We start from the raw sequence: 18,577 nt of genomic DNA on the forward strand, positions 1-18,577 counted from the left end.
GGCCGGGTTTTTTGATGGGGCTGCCGGGTCGGTGACATGGCCGCTGCCTGGCAGGCCCCGACCAACGCACTTCCAGCGGCGAACAGAGATGAAAAAGGCGACCCCGGGGTCGCCTTTTCTCATGGTGTGCGCCTGGCTCAGGACTTCTTGGTGACCTGGGCGGCGGGCATCAGACCCTGGTTCACCTCTTCCAGATCCTTCTGCTCCAGGATGCCGGCGGCCTGCTTGAGGGAGAGGATGCTGAGGATGTAGTTGTAGCGGGCCTCGGAGAGCTTCTGCTTGGCCTGATACAGCTTGCGGGTGGAGTCCAGCACGTCGACGATGGTGCGGGTGCCCACCTCGTAACCGGCCTCGGTCGCCTTCAGGGCGCTGTCGGCGGAGATGACGGACTGGCTGTAGGCGCGGACCGAGCCGATGCTGGCGTTCACGTTGTTGTAGGAGGAGCGGACCGTGCTCTGCACCGAGCGGAAGCTGCGCTCGAGCTGTTCGCTGGCGGCCACGTAGTTGAACTGCGCCTGCTTGACCTGGGAGGTGGTGGCCCCGCCGGTGTAGATGGGCAGCTTGAAGTTCAGGCCGATGTTGCCCTGATTGCTGTTGCTCTCGGGGTTGCGGATCTCGTCCTTGTAATCGTTGTAACCGGCGTTCAGGCCGGCGCCCAGATCCAGGGTCGGTTCATGACCGGTCTTGGCCAGATCGATCTGCTCCTTGGCGATGTCCTTGCCGATGCGGGCGCTGTGCAGCTCAAGGTTCTTGTCCAGGGCCAGTTCCAGCCACTTGTCGGAGTTGAACGCGGTCTTCTGCGGGCTGAAGCGATCGGTGTTGAGTACGTCCAGTTGACGGTGGTCGATACCGGTCAGCTCGCGCAGGCTCTCGTAGCTGTTGTCCAGGGTGTTCTCGGCATTGATCTCGTCCGCCAGCGCCTGATCGCGCTCGGCCTCGGCCTCGTGCACGTCGGTGATGGCGGTCAGGCCCACTTCGAAGCGCTGCTGGGTCTGTTCAAGCTGACGCTCGACCGCGGTCTTGTTGGCACGCACGAATTCCAGGGTATCCATGGCCTTGAGCACGTCGAAGTAGGCCTGGGCGGTACGCAGCATCAGGTTCTGGTACTCGAGGTTGTAGGCCACGTCGGACTGGGTGGCGCTCTTCTCGGTCAGATCCAGGTTGACCCAGTTGCTGCGACGGTAGATGGATTGATCCAGGGTCACGGAGCCGGTAGCGCCCGTGTTGGTCATGGTGTCGTTCTTGTTTTGCAGGTAGTTCAGGCCGGCGCCCAGGTTGATCTGGGGCAGCAGGGCTGCACGGGATTCGTTGATCTTCTCGAAGGCCTGGTCCCGCTTGGCCTTGGATTCCAGCAGCTGGGTGTCCTTGATCTGGGCCTGTTGGTAAATATCGAGCAGGTTTTCGGCATGAGCGGCGGCGCTCACACCCAGCATCACCATGACTGACAAGAGTGTTCTTTTCATATGATAGTTTTAACCTTTTGTATCAACCCAAAGCTGTCCGCTGGATGAAGGGGGGATTGTCACCGACCAAGCTTGATTTCAGCTTAACCACTCTACTATAAGCAGATTTCATTGCGAACTGTCTCTTTTCCAGCTGCGGAAACGTCAAGGTCCGGGGCGAGTTTTCTCGGCAACGCGCCTAGCCAAATGCCCTGTGGCTGCTAAAATCCTTCCCTCATCGTCGGCGAGAGCGAGTGAATGAATGTTCATTCATGCCCCCGAATATTATGGTCAAACCAAGCCAAGTCAAGCTGGCAGGAGTCTCGAATGTCACAGCAAGCCTTGCCTCAAACCTGCCACTACTCCAGCGATGATGTGAAAATCATAGAAAAATCAGCTGGATATAATGGCTTCTTCAAGGTGAATGTCTACCGCCTGCAACACAGGCTGTTTGCTGGTGGCTGGAACGCCCCCATCGTCCGGGAACTGTTCGAACGTGGCCATGCCGCCGCCCTGCTGCCTTATGATCCGGTGCGGGACGAGATCGTGCTGGTGGAGCAGTTTCGCATCGGCGCCATGGAGACCAGCGCCACCCCCTGGTTGCTGGAGCTGGTGGCCGGCATCATCGATGAAGGGGAGACCGCCGAGGCAGTGGTGCGGCGCGAAGCGGTGGAAGAGGCAGGGATCGAGGTGGGACGCTGCGAACACGCCATCAGCTATCTGGTGAGCCCGGGTGGCAGCACCGAGCGCATCGAGGTGTTCGTGGGCGAGGTGGATGCCAGTCAGGCCAAGGGGATCCACGGTCTGGCGGAAGAGGGGGAAGATATCCGGGTCCACGTGGTGAGCCGCGAGCAGGCCTATGCCTGGCTCAAAGAGGGGCGCATCGACAATGCCGCCTCCGTCATCGCCCTGCAGTGGCTGGCTCTGAACCACGGTGAGCTGCGGGCACGCTGGCTGGCGGGGCGCTGAGGTGATGCTCGTTCAGACCCGGGTCAGGTGCCCTGTGTCCGACTGGCACACTGTGCAGTGGGTCCACCCTTCATGGACCCTGATTGAGGGAGCCGCGACATGTCATTAGTCCAGAGCCCGATGAAGCGCTATGTGCCTGATTTGATGTCCTTGCAGCGTACCTGCGAGGTCAATTACATGGCGCTGATGAAACTGTTGCCGCCCGGCGGCAGCGTAGGTGCTGAGCGCCGCTATCAGGTCGGCAACGGCCTGCAGTTCCAGCTCACGGTGACCGAGGAGAGCCGCTTCACCAGCCGGGTGATCCTGGCCCAGCACAACCCCGAATTGCCGAGCTACTTGCAAGCCCGGATAGAGATTCGTTTGTATCATGATGTGCGAATGGCGGAAGTGTGTGCGGCGCAACAGATTTCAATGTTGCAACCACGTTATGATTATCCCAATCAAAAAATGCATCACAGGGATGAAAAGGAGCAGGTAAATCTATTCTTGGCCGATTGGTTGAGATTTTGTCTCAAACACGGCACCAGCCTGATTAACATCCTCTAGTCGAACCCATAAAAAAGAAGCGTGATTTTGGAAACAGAGCTACCTCAGGCGCCGGACGGCAGTGTGCGCCTGTTACAGATTACCGATACCCATCTCTTCGCCAGTGCCGAGGGGCGGCTGCTGGCCGTACCCACGGCGCAGAGCCTGGCCGCCGTGCTGGAGCGGGTGCAGGCCAACGAGCACCCGTTCGATCTCATTCTCGCCACCGGGGATCTCTCCCAGGATCACAGCCCGGAGTCCTACCAGCGCTTCGCCTCCATGATGGCCCCCCTGGCTCGCCCCATCTACTGGTTGCCCGGCAACCACGACGACGGCCCCCTGATGACCGAATACCTCCATGCGGCCGGCATCAGCGAGGCCAAGCAACTGGTAGGCGAGCACTGGCAGGTGATCCTGCTGGATACCCAGGTGCGCGGCAAACCCCACGGGGTGCTGGGGGATCACCAGCTGGCGGCCCTGGATCAGGCCCTGCGCCAGCATCCCGAGCGCCACGCCCTCATCGCCCTGCACCATCAGGCGGTGCCGGTGGGCTGCGCCTGGCTGGATCAGCACAACCTCAAGAATACCGACGACCTGTTCGCCGTGCTGGCCCGCCACCCGCAGCAGAAGACCATCCTGTTCGGCCACGTCCATCAGGAGTTTGACGAGGTGCATCACGGAGTGCGGCTCATCGCCAGCCCCTCTACCTGCATCCAGTTCAAGCCGCTCTCCGACGGTTTCGCACTGGACGAATCCGGCCCGGGCTGGCGCTATCTCACCCTGCACCCGGATGGCCGGGTGGCGAGCCAGGTGTGGCGCCTGCCGCTGGGGCAGTTCGTGCCCGACCCCAATGCCACAGGTTACTGAGGGGTTGCCATGAAGCCCGTACTCCTCTACCTGCACGGTTTCAATTCATCCCCCGGCTCTGCCAAGGCGCAGCAGATGGCGGCCTGGGTGGCAGAGAACAGGCCCGATATCGAGGTGGTGATCCCGGCCCAGCCCAACACCCCGGCGGCCGCCTGGGCTGCCATCGAGCAGGCCATCGCCGACCTGAAGGCCCGCCACGGCAGCGCCCTGCGACTGGGCGCCGTGGGCAGCTCCCTCGGTGGCTTTATGGCGACCCGGGTCAGCGAGCGATACGGTTGCCGAGCCGCCCTCATCAACCCGGCGGTGCGCCCCCACGAGCTGCTCTGCGACTACCTCGGCCCCCAGACCAACCCCTACAGCGGCGAACGCTATGAACTGTTGCCCGGACACATGGACGAGCTCAGAGCGCTGGCGGTGCCGGTGACTGCTCCCGAGCGGCTCTGGGTGCTGCAACAGCAGGAGGACGAGGTGCTCGACTATCGCAAGGCGCTGGACGAATACCGCTTTGCCCGTCTCTCCCTGGAGTGCGGCGGCGATCACGCCTTCACAGGCTTCGAGCGCTACCCCGCCCAGATCGTCCGTTTCCTCGGGTTCTAGCCGTGCAGCCGCCGTTGGCCGCCTTCCTCGAACAGGTGCTGGCCACGGCCCAGGCGGGGCTCACCTATTCCCGCGATCCCTTCGACATCGCCCGCTTCGAGGCGCTGCGAGCGGCCACGGTGACGCTCATCGCCAGCCAGAGCGAGCTGGCCCCCGACGCCATCGGCGACTGGATTGCCCTCGACAGCGGCTATCCCACCCCCAAGCTCGATGTGCGGGCCTTCATTCAGAACGATGCGGGCCATGTCCTGCTGGTGCAGGAGCGCAGCGACGGTTGCTGGACCCTGCCGGGGGGCTGGTGCGACATCGGCGATTCGCCTGCGGACGCCGTGGTGCGGGAAGTGAGCGAGGAGACCGGCCTCGCCTGTCGGGCGGTGCAACTGCTGGCCCTGTTCGACAAGCTCAAGCATCCCCATCCACCTCAGCTGCCCCACGCCCACAAGGCGTTCTTCCTGTGCGAGGTGACGGGGGGCGCTCTGCTTACCGACACCGATGAAACCAAAGGGGCGGGGTACTTCCCCATCGACGCCTTGCCCGAACTCTCCCGCCACCGGGTGGTGGCGTCCCAGCTACGCACCCTGCATGACCATCTTTTACAAGGGCGGCGGGATACCCTGTTCGATTAATCGGTTCGCAGCCTGACACTGCGGCAAGGAGGCAGCATGATCACACGCATCGGCAATACCCCCATCCAGAAGAAACACAAGGCGAGCTGCCACTGCGGCGCCGTGGTGCTGGAGCTGACCCTGCCGGATGGCGTGGTGGATCCGCGCCGCTGCGACTGCTCCTTCTGTCGGCGGCGTGGGGCCATCGTCGCCTCGGTGCCGCTCTCCGGCATCCGCATCCTGCAAGGGGAGGCGGCGCTTCGCTGCTACCAGTTCAACACCCGCACCGCGAAACACTACTTTTGCAGCGTCTGCGGCATCTACACCCATCACCAGCGCCGATCCAATCCGGCGGAATATGGCTACAACCTCGCCTGTCTGGAGGGGGTCAACCCGTTCGATCTGGGAGAGGTGCCGACCCGCGACGGGGTGCATCACCCAGCAGATACCGTAGCCGATTGAACGCGAGGTGACTGCCCCGACGGGTGGCGGAGAGGACGGGCGAGGCGTTGCCGCGCCACTCCCGTGACGACGCCTCAGGGGGTCATCTGCTGGTGTAGCCCCCGCAATGGCTGTGTTAACCTTGCCCTGTCCGTCTCCCGGCGGACCCCGGCCTCTCTCTTCATTCCATCTCTGCCAACAGGGGGCACACCCGTGACGACTGCTTCAGCGCTGCCGGATCTGATCCTCGGGGCCTCGCTCTACTTTCCGCCCCTGTTCAAGGCCGTGCTGCTCGGCCTGCTGGGCTGGCTGCCACTGCACCATCTGCTGCGGGACTGGCTCTACGGCGGCGAGGTGTGGCACCCCCTGCTGATGGATCTCTCCCTCTTCATCCTCGCCGTCAGCGGCGCCCTATGGATATTGCTACATGGCTAAATCACCCCTTGCGACCCTCAAATACTTCTCCACCCTGCTGGTCTTTGCCCTGGCGCTGGTGTCGCTCTGGTGGCTGTGGAACGACTACATGCAGGGTCCCTGGACCCGGGATGGCAAGGTGAGGGCCGAGCTGGTCAGCATCACGCCCCAGGTGTCGGGCAAGATCGTCAGGATAGGGGTCAAGGACAACCAGCTGGTGAAGGCGGGGGACCTGCTCTTCACTCTGGATCCCGAGCCCTATCGCATCGCGCTGGACAACGCCAGCGCGGCCCTGGCCAAGGCCAGGTCGGATCTCGACAAGGCGGAGCACGAGGCGAACCGTCGCCAGAGCCTCTCCCGCACCGTCATCTCCGCCGAGGCGGTGGATGAGTCCAGGCTCAATGCCCAGGCGATGAAGGCGGCCTATGAGGTGGCCCAAGCCAATCTGGAGCAGGCCAGATGGTCCCTTGCCCGGACCGAGGTCCACGCCGCGAGCGACGGCTACATCACCAATCTGCAGGCCAGGGTCGGCAACTACGCCACCGCCGGGGTGCCCCTGGTGGCCCTGATAGACACCCACTCCTTCTATGTGCAGGGCTATTTCGAAGAGACCAAGCTCAGGCACATCGCCCCCGGCAAACCGGCCGAGGTGGTGCTCTACAGCGGGGATCGGGTACTCAGGGGGGAGGTGGAAAGCATAGGGCGCGCCATTCATGATCAGAGCCTGGAAGGCAGCGAGGGGCTGCTGCTCGACGTCAAGCCGAACGTGCCCTGGGTGCGTCTGGCCCAGCGGGTGCCAGTGCGGATCAGGCTGCTGGCGATTCCCCCGGATCTGGTCTTGATCGCGGGCACGACCTGCACCATCACCATAGGGGACTAGAGTGATCCCCTCGCTCTGGCGCCAGACCCCCTGGGGCAAGGCCAACGGCGGCCAGTGGCGTTATGCCCTGCGCAATGCCCTTGCCATGTGCCTGTCGCTCTGGCTGGCGTTCGTGCTGCAACTCGACTCTCCCTACTGGGCCATGACCTCCGCCGCCGTGGTGAGCTTTCCCACCGTGGGGGGCGTCATCAGCAAGAGCCTGGGGCGGGTGGTGGGCAGCCTCATCGGCGCCATGGCGGCGGTGATGATCACCGGCCTTGGCATCGGTGATCCCTGGCTCTTCAGCCTGCTTATCGCCCTCTGGTTGGGGGGTTGCACCTACATCTCCAACCACCATCAGAACAACGTCTCCTACGGTTTCGCCCTGGCGGGCTATACCGCCGCCATCATCGCCTTCTCCTGCGTCAACCTGACCGACCCGCAGCATATCTTCGACATCGCCCAGGCCCGGGTGAGCGAGGTGATCGTCGGCATCCTCTGCGGCGGCCTGATGATGATGATCCTGCCGAGTTTCTCCGATGGCGAGACCCTGCTGGACTCCCTTGGCAAGAGCCAGACCCGGCTGCTGGAACATGCCCAGCTGCTCTGGCTCGGGGAGACGGGCGCCGATGTGCGCACCGCCCACGAGGGGGTGATCGGTCAGATCCTCACCCTGAACGTGCTGCGCATCCAGGCCGTCTGGAGCCACCACCGCCTGCGCCGCCACAACCAGTTGCTGAACTATCTGCTCCATCGCCAGCTGAGGATGGTCAGCCTCATCTCGGGGCTGCGCCGCATGCTGCAACACTGGCCAGAGGGCGCAGTCGACCCGGCCCCCATGCTGGCCGCCGTGCTGCGGGAGCTGGGACAGGGGGGCTGCGACAAGCTGCGCATCGCCCGCCTGATGGCGCCCTTCGTGGCCTGTTCGGGGGACGATTATCGCTGTCAGGCCTTCTGGCTGCGGCTACGCCATTTCTGCTGGAGCTACCTGGAGTGTCAGCGCTGGCTGGAAAGGCTGGCCCGCCACGATGGTCAGGAGTGGCCGGCGCCGCCGCGCCACAGCTCTCTGACCAGCCACACCGACGGTCTGGAGGCGGCCTACAACGGGGGGCGTACCTTCCTCTGCGTGATGCTGGGCTGCACCTTCTGGATCCACACCCAGTGGGATGCGGGCGCTGCGGCCCTGACCCTGCTCGCCATCTGCTGCGTGCTCTATTCCGCCACCCCGGCCCCGGCCAAGGGGGCCCAGACCATGCTCAAGGCCATCGTGCTGCTCAGCTTTATCTGCTTCGGGGTCAAGTTCGGGCTGATGATCCGCATCGACGACTTCTGGATCTTCTGCGCCCTGCTGTTCCCCGCTCTCATCACCCTGCAACTGCTGAAATTGCAGCGACCCCAGGGGGCGGCGCTCTGGGGCCAGCTCATCGTGCTGCTCGGCTCCTTCCTCGCCATCACCAATCCGCCGAGCTACGACTACCTCGCCTTCGTCAACAGCAGCCTCGCGCAGGCACTGGGGGTGATGAGCGCCGGACTGGCGTTCCAGCTCCTGAGGCCCAGCTCGGATCGGCGCAAGAGCCGCCGCCTGATGCATCGTCTGCGGCGGGATTTCGTGGACCAGCTGGCCCCGGCCCCGCATCAGAGCGAGGGGGAGTTTGAATCCCGGGTCTATCACGCGGTGAGCCAGCTCAGCCAGAGTCAGGATCAGGGGGCCCGGCTCTGGGTGCTGCGCTGGGGCGTGGTGCTGCTCAATTGCAGCCATATCGTCTGGCAGCTCAGGCTCTGGCGCAGCCGGGATCCGGCCCTCTATCTGGTGCGGGACGGCTGTCTGCGCTGCCTGAAAGGGATTCTGACCGAAGGGGGCGTGCAACACGAGACCCTGGGGCGCACCCTGGCGGAGCTGGACCGCATCAGCCTGGGGCTGGGGGAACATGCAGATCCGGCGGCCCGGGCTCTGGCGGGGCTGGTGTGGCGACTCCACTGCTCCCTCTCCCAGCTTGTGCAGGCCCTGCCCGGGGAACCCGCCTGATCCCGGGCGGGGAGGCCGGAGCCCCTCTGGATCACCCTTTGCGAGCGCCCCATTTGTCCCGGGCCCTCCCAGCGAGTAAGATTCCCCCCAAACGTCAATTCGCAAGGCCCTCCATGTCCACTCAATACAATGCGGATGCCATTGAGGTCCTCAATGGCCTTGAACCGGTGCGTCGCCGCCCCGGCATGTACACCGACACCACCCGGCCCAATCACCTCGGCCAGGAGGTCATCGACAACAGCGTCGACGAGGCGCTGGCGGGTCACGCCCGCAATCTGGAGGTGATCCTGCACGAGGATCAGTCCCTCGAGGTGATCGACGACGGTCGCGGCATGCCGGTGGACATCCACCCGGAGGAAGGGGTCTCCGGCGTGGAGCTGATCCTCTGCAAGCTGCACGCGGGGGGCAAGTTCTCCAACAAGAACTATCAGTTCTCCGGCGGCTTGCACGGGGTAGGGATCTCCGTGGTGAACGCCCTCTCCGATCGGGTCGAGGTGACGGTGCGCCGGGACGGCCAGGTCTATGACATCGCCTTCGAGCGGGGCGAGAAAGTGCAGGAGCTGACCATCACCGGCACCTGCGGCCGTCGCAACACCGGCACCCGGGTGCGCTTCTGGCCAGAGGCGCGCTACTTCGATTCGCCGCGCTTCTCGGTCTCCAAGCTCGAGCACCTGCTCAAAGCCAAGGCCGTGCTCTGCCCGGGCCTCACCATCAAGTTCCTCGACAAGAACACCGGCATCAAGTTGGAGTGGTGCTACGAAGACGGCCTCAAGGATTACCTTATCGATGCGGTCAAGCAGTTCACCTGCCTGCCGGAGCAGCCCTTCGTCGGCTCTTTCAGCTCCGAGCAGTCGGCGGTGGACTGGGCCCTGTGCTGGTTGCCGGAAGGGGGCGAGTGCCTCGCCGAATCCTATGTGAACCTCATTCCCACCGCGCTCGGTGGCACCCATGTCAACGGCCTGCGCCAGGGGCTGCTCGATGCCATGCGCGAGTTCTGCGAGTTCCGCAACCTCTTGCCCCGCGGGGTCAAGCTGACCCCGGAAGACATCTGGGATCGCTGCGCCTACATCCTCTCCATCAAGATGCAGGACCCGCAGTTTGCAGGGCAGACCAAGGAGCGACTGTCGTCCCGCCAGAGCTCGGCCTTCGTGTCGGGCGTGGTGAAGGATGCCTTCAGCCTTTACTTGAACAGCAACACCGAGCTGGCCGAACAGTTGGCGGAGCTCTGCATCTCCAGCGCCCAGCGCCGGATGCGCGCCGCCAAGACGGTGGTGCGCAAGAAGATAACGCAAGGCCCGGCCCTGCCCGGCAAACTGACCGACTGCGGCTGCGCCGATCCCATGCAAGGGGAGCTCTTCCTGGTGGAGGGTGACTCCGCGGGCGGCAGTGCCAAGCAGGCGCGCGACCGCGAATTCCAGGCCATCATGCCCCTGCGCGGCAAGATCCTGAACACCTGGGAGGTGGAGGCCGGTCAGGTGCTCGCCTCGCAAGAAGTGCACGACATCTCGGTGGCCATCGGGCTCGACCCCGACTCCGACGACCTCAGTGGCTTGCGCTACGGCAAGGTGTGCATCCTCGCGGATGCGGACTCGGACGGTCTGCACATCGCCACCCTGCTCTGCGCCCTCTTTGTGAAGCACTTCCGCGCCCTGGTGGAAAAGGGCCATGTCTATGTGGCCATGCCGCCCCTCTATCGTATCGACATCGGCAAGGAGGTCTTCTACGCCCTCGACGAGGACGAGAAGAACGGCGTGCTGCAACGGGTCGAAGCCGAGAAGAAGAAGGGCAAGGTGATGGTGACCCGATTCAAGGGGCTGGGTGAGATGAACCCCAAGCAGCTGCGGGAAACCACCATGGATCCCAACACCCGCCGCCTGGTGCAGCTCACCATGGGCGCGGAAGGGGGGGCAGAAGGGGAAGATGGGGACGAGACCCTGCAACTGATGGACATGCTGCTGGCCAAGAAGCGCGCCGGTGATCGTCGCGAATGGCTGGAAGAGAAGGGCAACCTCGCCATCATCTAAGCCGTCGGCTGGCCCGGACAGGGCCAGCAAGCATTTAGCCGGAGTCGCCCTGTGGCGGCTCCCGAACCGAAAGAGATAATCACATGAGTGATGCTATCGAGCTCAGTCTGGACGGGGTGGAGCGCCAGCCGATGCGCACCTTTACCGAACAGGCTTACTTGAACTACTCCATGTACGTCATCATGGATCGGGCCCTGCCGCATATCGGCGACGGCCTCAAGCCCGTGCAGCGGCGCATCATCTACGCCATGAGCGAGCTGGGGCTGTCGGCGCTGTCCAAGCACAAGAAGTCCGCCCGTACCGTGGGTGACGTGCTGGGCAAGTACCACCCCCACGGCGACAGCGCCTGTTACGAAGCCATGGTGCTGATGGCCCAGCCCTTCTCCTACCGCTACCCGCTGGTGGACGGTCAGGGCAACTGGGGGGCGCCGGACGATCCCAAATCCTTCGCCGCCATGCGTTATACCGAGGCGCGGCTGTCGCGCTTCTCCGAGCTGCTGCTCTCCGAGCTCGGCCAGGGCACGGTGGAGTGGACGCCCAACTTCGACGGCACCATGAAAGAGCCTGTGGTGCTGCCCGCCCGTCTGCCGCACATCCTGCTCAACGGGGTGACCGGTATCGCGGTGGGCATGGCGACCGATATCCCGCCCCACAACGCGCGGGAAGTGGCCCACGCCTGCGTGGCGCTACTCGATAATCCCAACGCCGGTTTGAACGATCTGATGGCCCATGTACAGGGGCCGGACTACCCGACCAACGCCGAGATCATCACGCCCCGCGACGACATCCGCAAAATCTACGAGACGGGCAAGGGCTCCATCAAGCAGCGGGCGGTGTGGAGCGAGGAGGATGGCGACATCGTCATCACCGCGCTGCCCCATCAGGCCTCAGGCGCCAAGATCATGGAGCAGATCGCCGCCCAGATGGTGGCCAAAAAGCTGCCCATGGTGACCGATCTGCGCGATGAATCGGACCACGAGAACCCGACCCGTCTGGTGATCGTGCCGCGCTCCAACCGGGTGGACGTGGAGGGGCTGATGGCCCACCTGTTCGCCACCACGGATCTGGAGAAGAACTACCGGGTCAACCTCAACATCCTGGGTCTGGACAACCGGCCCCAGGTGAAAGATCTCAAGACCATCCTCACCGAGTGGCTGAGCTTTCGCCGTGAGACGGTGCGCCGCCGCCTGCAGTATCGTCTCGACAAGGTGCTGGCCCGCCTGCACATCCTCGAAGGCTTGCTCATTGCCTACCTCAATATCGACGAGGTGATCGAGATCATCCGCACCGAGGAGGAGCCGGGCCGGGTGATGATGGAGCGCTTCAACATCAGCGAGACCCAGGCCGAGGCGATCCTCGAGCTCAAACTGCGCCACCTGGCCAAGCTCGAAGAGTTCAAGCTGCGCGCCGAGCAGAATGAACTGGCGGAAGAGCGCGACAAGCTGGAACTGATCCTGGGTTCCGAGCGCCGTCTCAGCACCCTGCTCAAGAAAGAGATCCTGGCGGATGCCGAGAAGTACGGTGACGATCGCCGCACTCCGCTGGTGGAGCGTGCCACCGCCGTGGCGCTGACCGAGAAGGAGCTCACCCCGAGCGAGCCGGTCACCGTGATCCTCTCCGACAAGGGGTGGGTGCGCGCCGCCAAGGGCCACGACGTGGATGTGGAAGGTCTCTCCTACAAGGCGGGGGACGGTTATCTGGCCCACGCCCATGGCCGCAGCAACCAGCAGGCGGTATTCCTCTCCACCCTGGGGAGAACCTACTCGCTGGAGGCCCACACTCTGCCCTCCGCCCGCAGTCAGGGCGAGCCGCTCACCGGCCGCTTCGCGCTGGGGGCCGGGGAAGAGGTACGCCATCTGGTGATGGGGAACGAGGGCGAGCCGTATCTCATTTGCTCTGACGCCGGTTACGGCTTCGTCTGCAAATATGACGACCTGATCGGTAAGAACAAGAACGGCAAGGCGCTGCTGACCGTGCCGGAAGGGGGCATCGTCATGGCGCCCCAGAGGATAGGCGCGCCGGACACCGATCTCTGCATGGCCATCTCCAACGAAGGGCGCATGCTGCTGTTCCCGCTCAATACCCTGCCGGTGCTCGGCAAGGGCAAGGGCAACAAGCTCATCAGCATCCCCTCTGCTCGGGTGAAGGCGCGGGAGGAGTTCGTGGTGATGGCCGCCGTGATCCCGCAGGGCCAGTCGGTCACCCTGTTTGCCGGCAAGCGCAAGCTGACCCTCAAACCGTCCGACCTCGACTACTACCGCGGCGAGCGCGGCCGCCGCGGCGCCAAGTTGCCCCGCGGTTTGCAGCGCGTCGATCGTATCGAGATTGAACCCGCTGCCGGTGCCGAACCGGCAGCCGGGGAAAATCAGGAAGGGTAATTAATAGAAAGGGCGCGAAAGCGCCCTTTCTGTTTATGAAGTGAATAAGTATCTATACGTATTTGTGTTTGCTTAGCTCAAGTTTTAGGCGCTCAATATATTGAGTGATTTCATCATGTGATCTTTTTATAAGATTTAAAGTGTCGAGTTCTGAGTTTTCAAATTTAAATTCCACCCACTCGAATTCACGGGATACCGGGATTGGTATTGCTATATTCCTCCGGATTTCCTCGGTAGACATATCTCCTGATATGACCGCTGGCTTCCCCCACCCCAATGGCATACCATTATAATTACAGTCTTTAAATGTTACTGTGCTGCTTGAATCCATACGAATCAGCCCTCCTATTTGAGTAACTGATTCTTTTGAATTCTCGCGCACCTGTCTTCCTAGTGAAATATGCTTATTGAAATTAGTTTGTCTGCATAATTCAATCAACCAGATGTTCCCACAGGCATGTGGTTGGATTGACTCTACTATATTATATAACTCTCGCTGTTCATGGAGCTTTGGAAGATTTCGTTTCACATTGGCTTTGAATAGCGCTTCAGTTTCACCATAGGGAAAAAATAATTTAGCTGAACAGTTGTTATATGATTCCCAAATATCTTGTGCGGAATACTCAAGTGCACTTCTTAGGTGCTCTAGGCACGTTTTCACTAATGGTCTGAGGATATCTTTTATCGATTCATCCCTCTTTGCTTTTTCATACTTTTCTTCAAGTCGAGTTATGTTGAAGTGAACCTCGGTTAATAACTCAACAATATCATTATATCGATTCATGATATTTCTTTATGAATAATGTTAACTTGTATAAGTTAACATTAAAAAAGTTTAAGGCATATAGGGCCGTAGGTTTGATTAGCGAAGCGTAATCAGACGATCGCGAAAACAGGTCGCCGTAATTCTGCTGGTGCTCCAGCTGATCTCTTCTCTATGTCTATAGCCACCGAGATTGCGGTGCGGACGATTACGCTTCGCTAATCGACCCTACTTCGGGAATTCAGATAATAAGTGCGACACTCATGGATGAATGGCGAGAGGTGGCCAACTGCTGATTGGTGGTACCCTTATGCTCGCCAAAGTAAAAGCAGTATCACCATGAGCTATCAGCAGTTGACCGAGGGGCAACGATACCAGTTATCGGTGCTTCGCGCACAGGGGATGTCCATCCTTGCCACCGCACGCGCCATTGGCGTTCATCGCTCCACCCTCTACCGGGAGCTGCGTCGTAACGCCGGGCCGCAGGGCTACCAGCCAGACAATGCGCATCAGCACGCCACCCACCGACGGGCCAGTGCGGCCAAATCTCGGCTATCTGCCGATGTCATCCAGTTTGTCGAGCTGACACTCGCCTGGTGGTGGAGCCCGGAGCAGATAAGCGCGGTGGGCAAGCAGATAGGCCTCATGGTGAGTCACGAGTGGATATACCGCCATGTGGCCGCCGACAAAGCCCGGGGTGGCCAGTTGTACCGCCATCTGCGCCAGGGCCACAAGCGCTACCGCAAGGGGGCGAGCAGCCTGCGTTCTCCCATCAAGGAAGCCCGCTCTATTGATGAACGGCCGGCTATCGTCGATAGCCGGGAGCGGCTCGGTGATTGGGAGGCGGACACGGTGCTGGGCAAGCAAGGCACAGGTGCACTGGTCACCCTGGTGGAGCGCAAGAGCCGGCTCTATCTGGTCAAGCGGGTCGCGAGCAAACAGGCTGGGGTGGTGCGGGATGCGATAATCGAGATGTTAACGCCCTACATCGAGCAGGTGCATACCATCACCTTTGACAACGGCGGCGAGTTTGCCGAACACAAGGCGATAGAGGAAGCGCTGGGTGCCGAGACTTACTTTGCGCACCCTTACTCTTCGTGGGAGCGCGGTCTGAACGAGAACAGCAATGGGCTGTTGAGGCAGTTTATCCCAAAGGGAACAGACCTGAGAGAGGTCACGGACGAGGATGTCAGGAGAGCGGAGCAGTGGCTCAACCTACGACCTCGGAAATGTCTCGGATTCAGGCAGCCTGTCAAGGTATTCGAAGAGTACCGTCAGGCGGCATAGGCGAGTGTCGCACTTCGAAGTTGAATTCGCGCTTCCCTCTGTTTTCTTTAACATTCTGCTGCTTGTCGATGGTTTGCTCCCCTCATCCCCGACCCTTCTCCCGCAAGGGGAGAAGGGAGCCCAGATCGCAGCAATTTTGGAATGTGTGACAGCTACACCGGTTGGCTGGCGGGATACGATCCCCTCTCCTCTTGGGAGAGGGTGAGGGGAGGCGCCGCTGGGTACAACAAGCCAGGGGAATGGCACCGCCGCCAATCAGTTGTCGAAGTTCCAGGCGATGGGCAGCTCAAAGTCGAAGACAAGCGCATCCCCGTCGAGGGTGAAGGCCACGCTGGTCTGGTGCTGGTCGTATTCGTCGATAAGGCGGCAGCTCTCGGAAAAGTTGGATTCGTAGCCAAGACGGGCAGTGCCGCCGGTGCGAGCCTCGTCGAGTTCCACCCCCAGCACCCGCAGGGGATCCTTCTGGCTGAGCTTGACCCGGCTGTCGCCCACATCCACCAGCCGCTCCAGCAGGGGGAAGAAGTCCTGCTTGTTGGCCTCGATGGCCCGGGCGATGGCCTGCTCCAGTTCGGTGGCGCTGGCAAGGGCGGGATCCAGCGTGTAGCGGGTCTGGATACTTTCCTGAGTCATATAGTGCTCCTTGGGGCAATGAACCTGCGTCGGCCATCAGCACGATAGGCGGTGAACAAGGTATGCCTAGCCATTAAATAAGGTGGTGATTCATTCTGGTGGATAAAACCATCACAAAAAACCGATGAAGGCAGCATATTGCTTTTCGTCAGGCGGGAATGCGGCCATTGCGCACCAGGGCCCGGCGGATATTTTTGCACATCTTGCCGAAGCGGTTGAGCTCGTCGAAGCTGGGCGGGATGCCGCGATCGATCTGATATTGCCAGTAGCAGAGGTCCGTATCCTCCAGCTCCATCAGCTTCTTGGGGCAGCCGATGCAGGTGTTGTCCGGCCCGCATTTGAAGGTATCCGGTTGATAGAGCGGAAATTCCGCCTTCACGGCGTCGATGATCTGCTGCATGGCGGTCATGCGGTCCGGCTTTCTGCTCACGGTCTGGCTCCCCGGCGGCTTGTATGGGGGAGTCATTATATCCCTGACAAAATGTGGGCCAATGACGCTTAGGAGGTAGTCCGCCTTGCGTGCACGCCACCGCGCCCCGGATCCTGCGCCTGCTTCCCCCCTGGTGGCCTCTTCTGTCTGGCGCCGTTTCGGGTCATGATGAAAGCCCCGAACGAACCACTTTTTGACTGACCCCTCTGGAGGTGTGATGAGACCCTGTGCCCTGCTGTTGCTTTTTCCCCTGGTGTGCCAGGCCGAGGCCAGCCCGAGTGAACCCGTGCAGGAAGGTACCCTGGCCAATCAGCAGTTGATCCGGGATGCCATGGTGGGGGTCGCATCCTGGGTGGCCACCAAGGGGTGTGACGCGCCGGAGCGCTTCGTGCCCGTGGTGTTGCACCTTCCCGAGGGGGAGCCGGGCAGTCGCCACTGGCAGGAGCGCTGGACGGTGACGGGCTGTGACAACGTCTATCCCGTGGTGATCGATTTTCGGGAGACCGGGATGCAGAGCGCCATGTGGACCATTGCCCGATAGGGTCGGCGCCGCCATCTGCGAGCTGCACAGATGACAACGCCCGGCAAGCCGGGCGTTGGAACAGAGTGAAGGGGAAAGCCCGTCATCAGAAGTCGTGGTAGAGGGGCCAGCCGAGCAATGGATGCTTGAGACCGGCGCGCATCTCCATGTTGTCGAGCTTCTCCGGCGAGGCGTCCTCTTTTTGCAACTGCTGGTACTGACGCACAAACCCCAGGGTATGCAGCAGGTTGGGCACAAAGCCCGGGCTCAGCTCCTGACGCAGGGCTGCGGCCATGTCGGCGGGCAACGCGCTCAGCATCAGGGTGAGCTGGGCGGCGAGGTAGTCGGTGTCGTACCAGCCCTCGTCGAGCTCAATCTCCCGCGCCAGCTTGCGCTTGAGATCCTGCTTCACCTTGAGGGGGGCGGCGCCACTGCCCTTGCCGCAGAGGATGCGGTAGAGCAGCGCCTCGGCCAGCTTGTCCTCCATGGTGGGGTGGTCGCTCTCGCAGGCGAAGAAGTGCTGGTCGATGAGCGCCATCAGGCGGCTCTTGTTGTGCTCGGTCAGCGCCTTCTCGTACTCCTGCCACCCTTGCCACTCCTCCACATCGGGGGGGCTGGAGATCTTGTCCAGCAGGCGCGCATCCACGTCACCGTATAGGCTGTTGCCAGCCTGCTTGGGGCTGACGGTGATGAGCATCGACCAGCCCTTCTGGAACGGCTTGATGGGGCCTTCCGGCGCCTGCAGCAGGGCCAGGGCCTTGGCCGGATCCCGTTGGGAGAGCTCCTGCAGACCGAGGCTCACCACGCCGATGACGTCGTGGGCGGCCTGCTCCAGCAGGTGCATCTTGTACTTGTTGTAGTACTTGTCGGCGAATTTGAGGCTCATCAGCACCGCCTTGCCCTTGATGGCGGCGAGCTGTTGCTCGGTCAAACGTTCATTGTCGCGGCCAAAGCGCAGCACCTGGGTCAGAAAGGGGCCCTGGTTGGCATCGCGAATGACTAACTGCATGAATGGGCTCCTTAATCCAGAAAGCTGAACATGTCGTCGACGTCACCGTACTCGTCTTCCTCGACCTTGTTCTTCTCTTTGGCCTGCATCACCAGCTCGGCGGCAAACTTGTTGATGATGCCGTCCCAGGTGGAGTGCTCGTTGCGCAGCAGCGACTTGATGGATTTTTCCACCTCGGGGGCCAGCTCGCGAATGAGCATCAAGAGGCTGCGCGGGTCGTCCAGCGCGTAGTCGTGGCTGTCTTCGGCCTGCTGGCGCTCGCTGTAGCGCAGGGACTCTTCGAGATCTTCCTCTTCGGCGTGCAGCACGTCGCGATAGCCCTCGTCCTCTTCATAGCGATCGCCGCGATAGAACTCGATAAAGGGGATGGCGAGGTAGAAGAGACCGGCCGGATCTTCGGCCACGCACTCGAGGATCTCCCGCTGCTTGGCTTCGCTCTCCTGGGTGCGGATCAGGTAGTTGAGGAAGTCGAAGGTGTGCTGTTGCAGCTCGTCGGCGTTGTTCTTGATCGCCTCTTCCCAGTAGAGGGGCTGCTGGCAGACGATGTCGCGGATCCGCTCCGGGGTCATCAGCTCGGAGATGATGGAGGGGAAGGAGATGTCGTGCTGGCCGTTGATCTGGGTCAGGGTAACGATATCAATGTTTTCAATCACTTCTGCCAGCTGGTCGTCAGACATGGTCTTGGCGATCAGCTCGAATTTCTCGCTGGCCTGCTTCGGCTCGATGACGGCCAGCTCTTTGATCTCGATGGCGGTAATTTCTATCAGACTGTTGCTCATGCCTTGCCCCAA

At 61.8% G+C, this 18,577-nt stretch carries 19 protein-coding genes; 13 read left to right on the plus strand and 6 right to left on the minus strand.

Features of this window, described 5'->3' with window-relative positions; genetic code table 11:
• Positions 1 to 137: 137 nt before the first annotated feature.
• Positions 138 to 1,463 (minus strand): outer membrane channel protein TolC, encoded by a 1,326-nt coding sequence (gene tolC / locus C3F36_RS12700; protein WP_104455183.1) that lies wholly within the window; start codon positions 1,461 to 1,463, stop codon positions 138 to 140.
• Positions 1,464 to 1,769: 306 nt separating this feature from the next.
• On the opposite strand from tolC, the gene nudF reads away from it, so the two are divergent.
• From nudF to parC, 11 genes are all read left to right on the plus strand, one after another.
• On the plus strand, positions 1,770 to 2,411 hold the full coding sequence (gene nudF / locus C3F36_RS12705; RefSeq protein WP_010672772.1) for an ADP-ribose diphosphatase: 642 nt from the start codon (positions 1,770 to 1,772) through the stop codon (positions 2,409 to 2,411).
• A 99-nt stretch (positions 2,412 to 2,510) separates the two neighbouring features.
• Positions 2,511 to 2,957 carry a DUF1249 domain-containing protein gene (locus C3F36_RS12710; protein WP_104455184.1) on the plus strand — a complete coding sequence of 149 codons (447 nt, stop codon included), beginning with the start codon at positions 2,511 to 2,513 and terminating at the stop codon, positions 2,955 to 2,957.
• A 27-nt stretch (positions 2,958 to 2,984) separates the two neighbouring features.
• On the plus strand, positions 2,985 to 3,803 hold the full coding sequence (gene cpdA, locus C3F36_RS12715) for a 3',5'-cyclic-AMP phosphodiesterase (RefSeq protein WP_104455185.1): 819 nt from the start codon (positions 2,985 to 2,987) through the stop codon (positions 3,801 to 3,803).
• A gap of 9 nt (positions 3,804 to 3,812) precedes the next feature.
• Positions 3,813 to 4,400 (plus strand): YqiA/YcfP family alpha/beta fold hydrolase, encoded by a 588-nt coding sequence (locus C3F36_RS12720; protein WP_104455186.1) that lies wholly within the window; start codon positions 3,813 to 3,815, stop codon positions 4,398 to 4,400.
• 2 nt (positions 4,401 to 4,402) lie between these two features.
• Complete coding sequence (locus tag C3F36_RS12725; RefSeq protein ID WP_104455187.1) at positions 4,403 to 5,026, plus strand: NUDIX hydrolase; 624 nt, start codon at positions 4,403 to 4,405, stop codon at positions 5,024 to 5,026.
• 36 nt (positions 5,027 to 5,062) lie between these two features.
• Positions 5,063 to 5,467 carry a GFA family protein gene (locus C3F36_RS12730; protein ID WP_039039754.1) on the plus strand — a complete coding sequence of 135 codons (405 nt, stop codon included), beginning with the start codon at positions 5,063 to 5,065 and terminating at the stop codon, positions 5,465 to 5,467.
• Positions 5,468 to 5,638: 171 nt separating this feature from the next.
• Complete coding sequence (locus C3F36_RS12735; RefSeq protein ID WP_039039819.1) at positions 5,639 to 5,881, plus strand: DUF1656 domain-containing protein; 243 nt, start codon at positions 5,639 to 5,641, stop codon at positions 5,879 to 5,881.
• Positions 5,874 to 6,740 (plus strand): efflux RND transporter periplasmic adaptor subunit, encoded by an 867-nt coding sequence (locus C3F36_RS12740; RefSeq protein WP_039039753.1) that lies wholly within the window; start codon positions 5,874 to 5,876, stop codon positions 6,738 to 6,740. Before C3F36_RS12735 ends, C3F36_RS12740 begins: the two co-directional genes overlap by 8 nt.
• Position 6,741: 1 nt before the next feature.
• Entirely contained in the window at positions 6,742 to 8,745 is a 2,004-nt protein-coding gene (locus tag C3F36_RS12745; RefSeq protein ID WP_104455188.1) for an FUSC family protein, read from the plus strand.
• A gap of 113 nt (positions 8,746 to 8,858) precedes the next feature.
• Positions 8,859 to 10,769, plus strand: coding sequence for a DNA topoisomerase IV subunit B (gene parE / locus C3F36_RS12750; RefSeq protein WP_039039751.1), 1,911 nt, complete (start codon positions 8,859 to 8,861; stop codon positions 10,767 to 10,769).
• Positions 10,770 to 10,852: 83 nt separating this feature from the next.
• A complete protein-coding gene (parC, locus tag C3F36_RS12755) occupies positions 10,853 to 13,147 on the plus strand; it encodes a DNA topoisomerase IV subunit A (RefSeq protein ID WP_104455189.1) in 2,295 nt (764 codons plus the stop codon).
• A gap of 52 nt (positions 13,148 to 13,199) precedes the next feature.
• Here the strand turns inward: parC and C3F36_RS23310 are convergent, their stop codons facing one another.
• Complete coding sequence (locus C3F36_RS23310; RefSeq protein ID WP_158656109.1) at positions 13,200 to 13,931, minus strand: hypothetical protein; 732 nt, start codon at positions 13,929 to 13,931, stop codon at positions 13,200 to 13,202.
• 318 nt (positions 13,932 to 14,249) lie between these two features.
• Between C3F36_RS23310 and C3F36_RS12760 the strand changes: the two genes are divergently transcribed.
• Positions 14,250 to 15,197, plus strand: coding sequence for an IS30-like element ISAs2 family transposase (locus C3F36_RS12760; protein ID WP_019706001.1), 948 nt, complete (start codon positions 14,250 to 14,252; stop codon positions 15,195 to 15,197).
• 255 nt (positions 15,198 to 15,452) lie between these two features.
• Here the strand turns inward: C3F36_RS12760 and C3F36_RS12765 are convergent, their stop codons facing one another.
• Together C3F36_RS12765 and C3F36_RS12770 are read right to left on the minus strand one after the other, a co-directional pair.
• Positions 15,453 to 15,827: a hypothetical protein gene (locus tag C3F36_RS12765; RefSeq protein ID WP_104455190.1), complete on the minus strand. Its 375-nt coding sequence runs from the start codon at positions 15,825 to 15,827 to the stop codon at positions 15,453 to 15,455.
• Between the two features lie 148 nt (positions 15,828 to 15,975).
• The gene (locus C3F36_RS12770) at positions 15,976 to 16,227 is read right to left on the minus strand and encodes a hypothetical protein (RefSeq protein WP_199769717.1); all 252 of its coding nucleotides are present in this window, start codon (positions 16,225 to 16,227) and stop codon (positions 15,976 to 15,978) included.
• 247 nt (positions 16,228 to 16,474) lie between these two features.
• Between C3F36_RS12770 and C3F36_RS12775 the strand changes: the two genes are divergently transcribed.
• Entirely contained in the window at positions 16,475 to 16,798 is a 324-nt protein-coding gene (locus tag C3F36_RS12775; RefSeq protein WP_104455191.1) for a hypothetical protein, read from the plus strand.
• Between the two features lie 85 nt (positions 16,799 to 16,883).
• On the opposite strand, the gene atcC is transcribed toward C3F36_RS12775, so the two are convergent.
• A complete protein-coding gene (gene atcC, locus C3F36_RS12780) occupies positions 16,884 to 17,786 on the minus strand; it encodes a cold adaptation protein AtcC (RefSeq protein ID WP_104455192.1) in 903 nt (300 codons plus the stop codon).
• Positions 17,787 to 17,797: 11 nt separating this feature from the next.
• A complete protein-coding gene (atcB, locus tag C3F36_RS12785; RefSeq protein WP_010672787.1) occupies positions 17,798 to 18,565 on the minus strand; it encodes a cold adaptation protein AtcB in 768 nt (255 codons plus the stop codon).
• Between the last annotated feature and the right edge of the window lie 12 nt (positions 18,566 to 18,577).

Origin of the sequence: Aeromonas sp. ASNIH2, from assembly GCF_002934795.1 — a bacterium.
Taxonomy (GTDB): Bacteria; Pseudomonadota; Gammaproteobacteria; order Enterobacterales; family Aeromonadaceae; genus Aeromonas; species Aeromonas caviae.

What these genes read in the sequence shown, in the direction of transcription:
- C3F36_RS12710 (WP_104455184.1), top strand. Translation starts at nt 2,511, where the DNA reads ATGTCATTAGTCCAGAGCCCGATGAAGCGCTATGTGCCTGATTTGATG.
- parC (WP_104455189.1), top strand. Translation starts at nt 10,853, where the DNA reads ATGAGTGATGCTATCGAGCTCAGTCTGGACGGGGTGGAGCGCCAGCCG.
- C3F36_RS23310 (WP_158656109.1), bottom strand. Translation starts at nt 13,931, where the DNA reads ATGAATCGATATAATGATATTGTTGAGTTATTAACCGAGGTTCACTTC.
- atcC (WP_104455192.1), bottom strand. Translation starts at nt 17,786, where the DNA reads ATGCAGTTAGTCATTCGCGATGCCAACCAGGGCCCCTTTCTGACCCAG.
- C3F36_RS12720 (WP_104455186.1), top strand. Translation starts at nt 3,813, where the DNA reads ATGAAGCCCGTACTCCTCTACCTGCACGGTTTCAATTCATCCCCCGGC.
- nudF (WP_010672772.1), top strand. Translation starts at nt 1,770, where the DNA reads ATGTCACAGCAAGCCTTGCCTCAAACCTGCCACTACTCCAGCGATGAT.
- C3F36_RS12760 (WP_019706001.1), top strand. Translation starts at nt 14,250, where the DNA reads ATGAGCTATCAGCAGTTGACCGAGGGGCAACGATACCAGTTATCGGTG.
- C3F36_RS12730 (WP_039039754.1), top strand. Translation starts at nt 5,063, where the DNA reads ATGATCACACGCATCGGCAATACCCCCATCCAGAAGAAACACAAGGCG.
- C3F36_RS12775 (WP_104455191.1), top strand. Translation starts at nt 16,475, where the DNA reads ATGAGACCCTGTGCCCTGCTGTTGCTTTTTCCCCTGGTGTGCCAGGCC.
- parE (WP_039039751.1), top strand. Translation starts at nt 8,859, where the DNA reads ATGTCCACTCAATACAATGCGGATGCCATTGAGGTCCTCAATGGCCTT.
- atcB (WP_010672787.1), bottom strand. Translation starts at nt 18,565, where the DNA reads ATGAGCAACAGTCTGATAGAAATTACCGCCATCGAGATCAAAGAGCTG.
- C3F36_RS12740 (WP_039039753.1), top strand. Translation starts at nt 5,874, where the DNA reads ATGGCTAAATCACCCCTTGCGACCCTCAAATACTTCTCCACCCTGCTG.
- C3F36_RS12770 (WP_199769717.1), bottom strand. Translation starts at nt 16,227, where the DNA reads ATGCAGCAGATCATCGACGCCGTGAAGGCGGAATTTCCGCTCTATCAA.
- tolC (WP_104455183.1), bottom strand. Translation starts at nt 1,463, where the DNA reads ATGAAAAGAACACTCTTGTCAGTCATGGTGATGCTGGGTGTGAGCGCC.
- C3F36_RS12765 (WP_104455190.1), bottom strand. Translation starts at nt 15,827, where the DNA reads ATGACTCAGGAAAGTATCCAGACCCGCTACACGCTGGATCCCGCCCTT.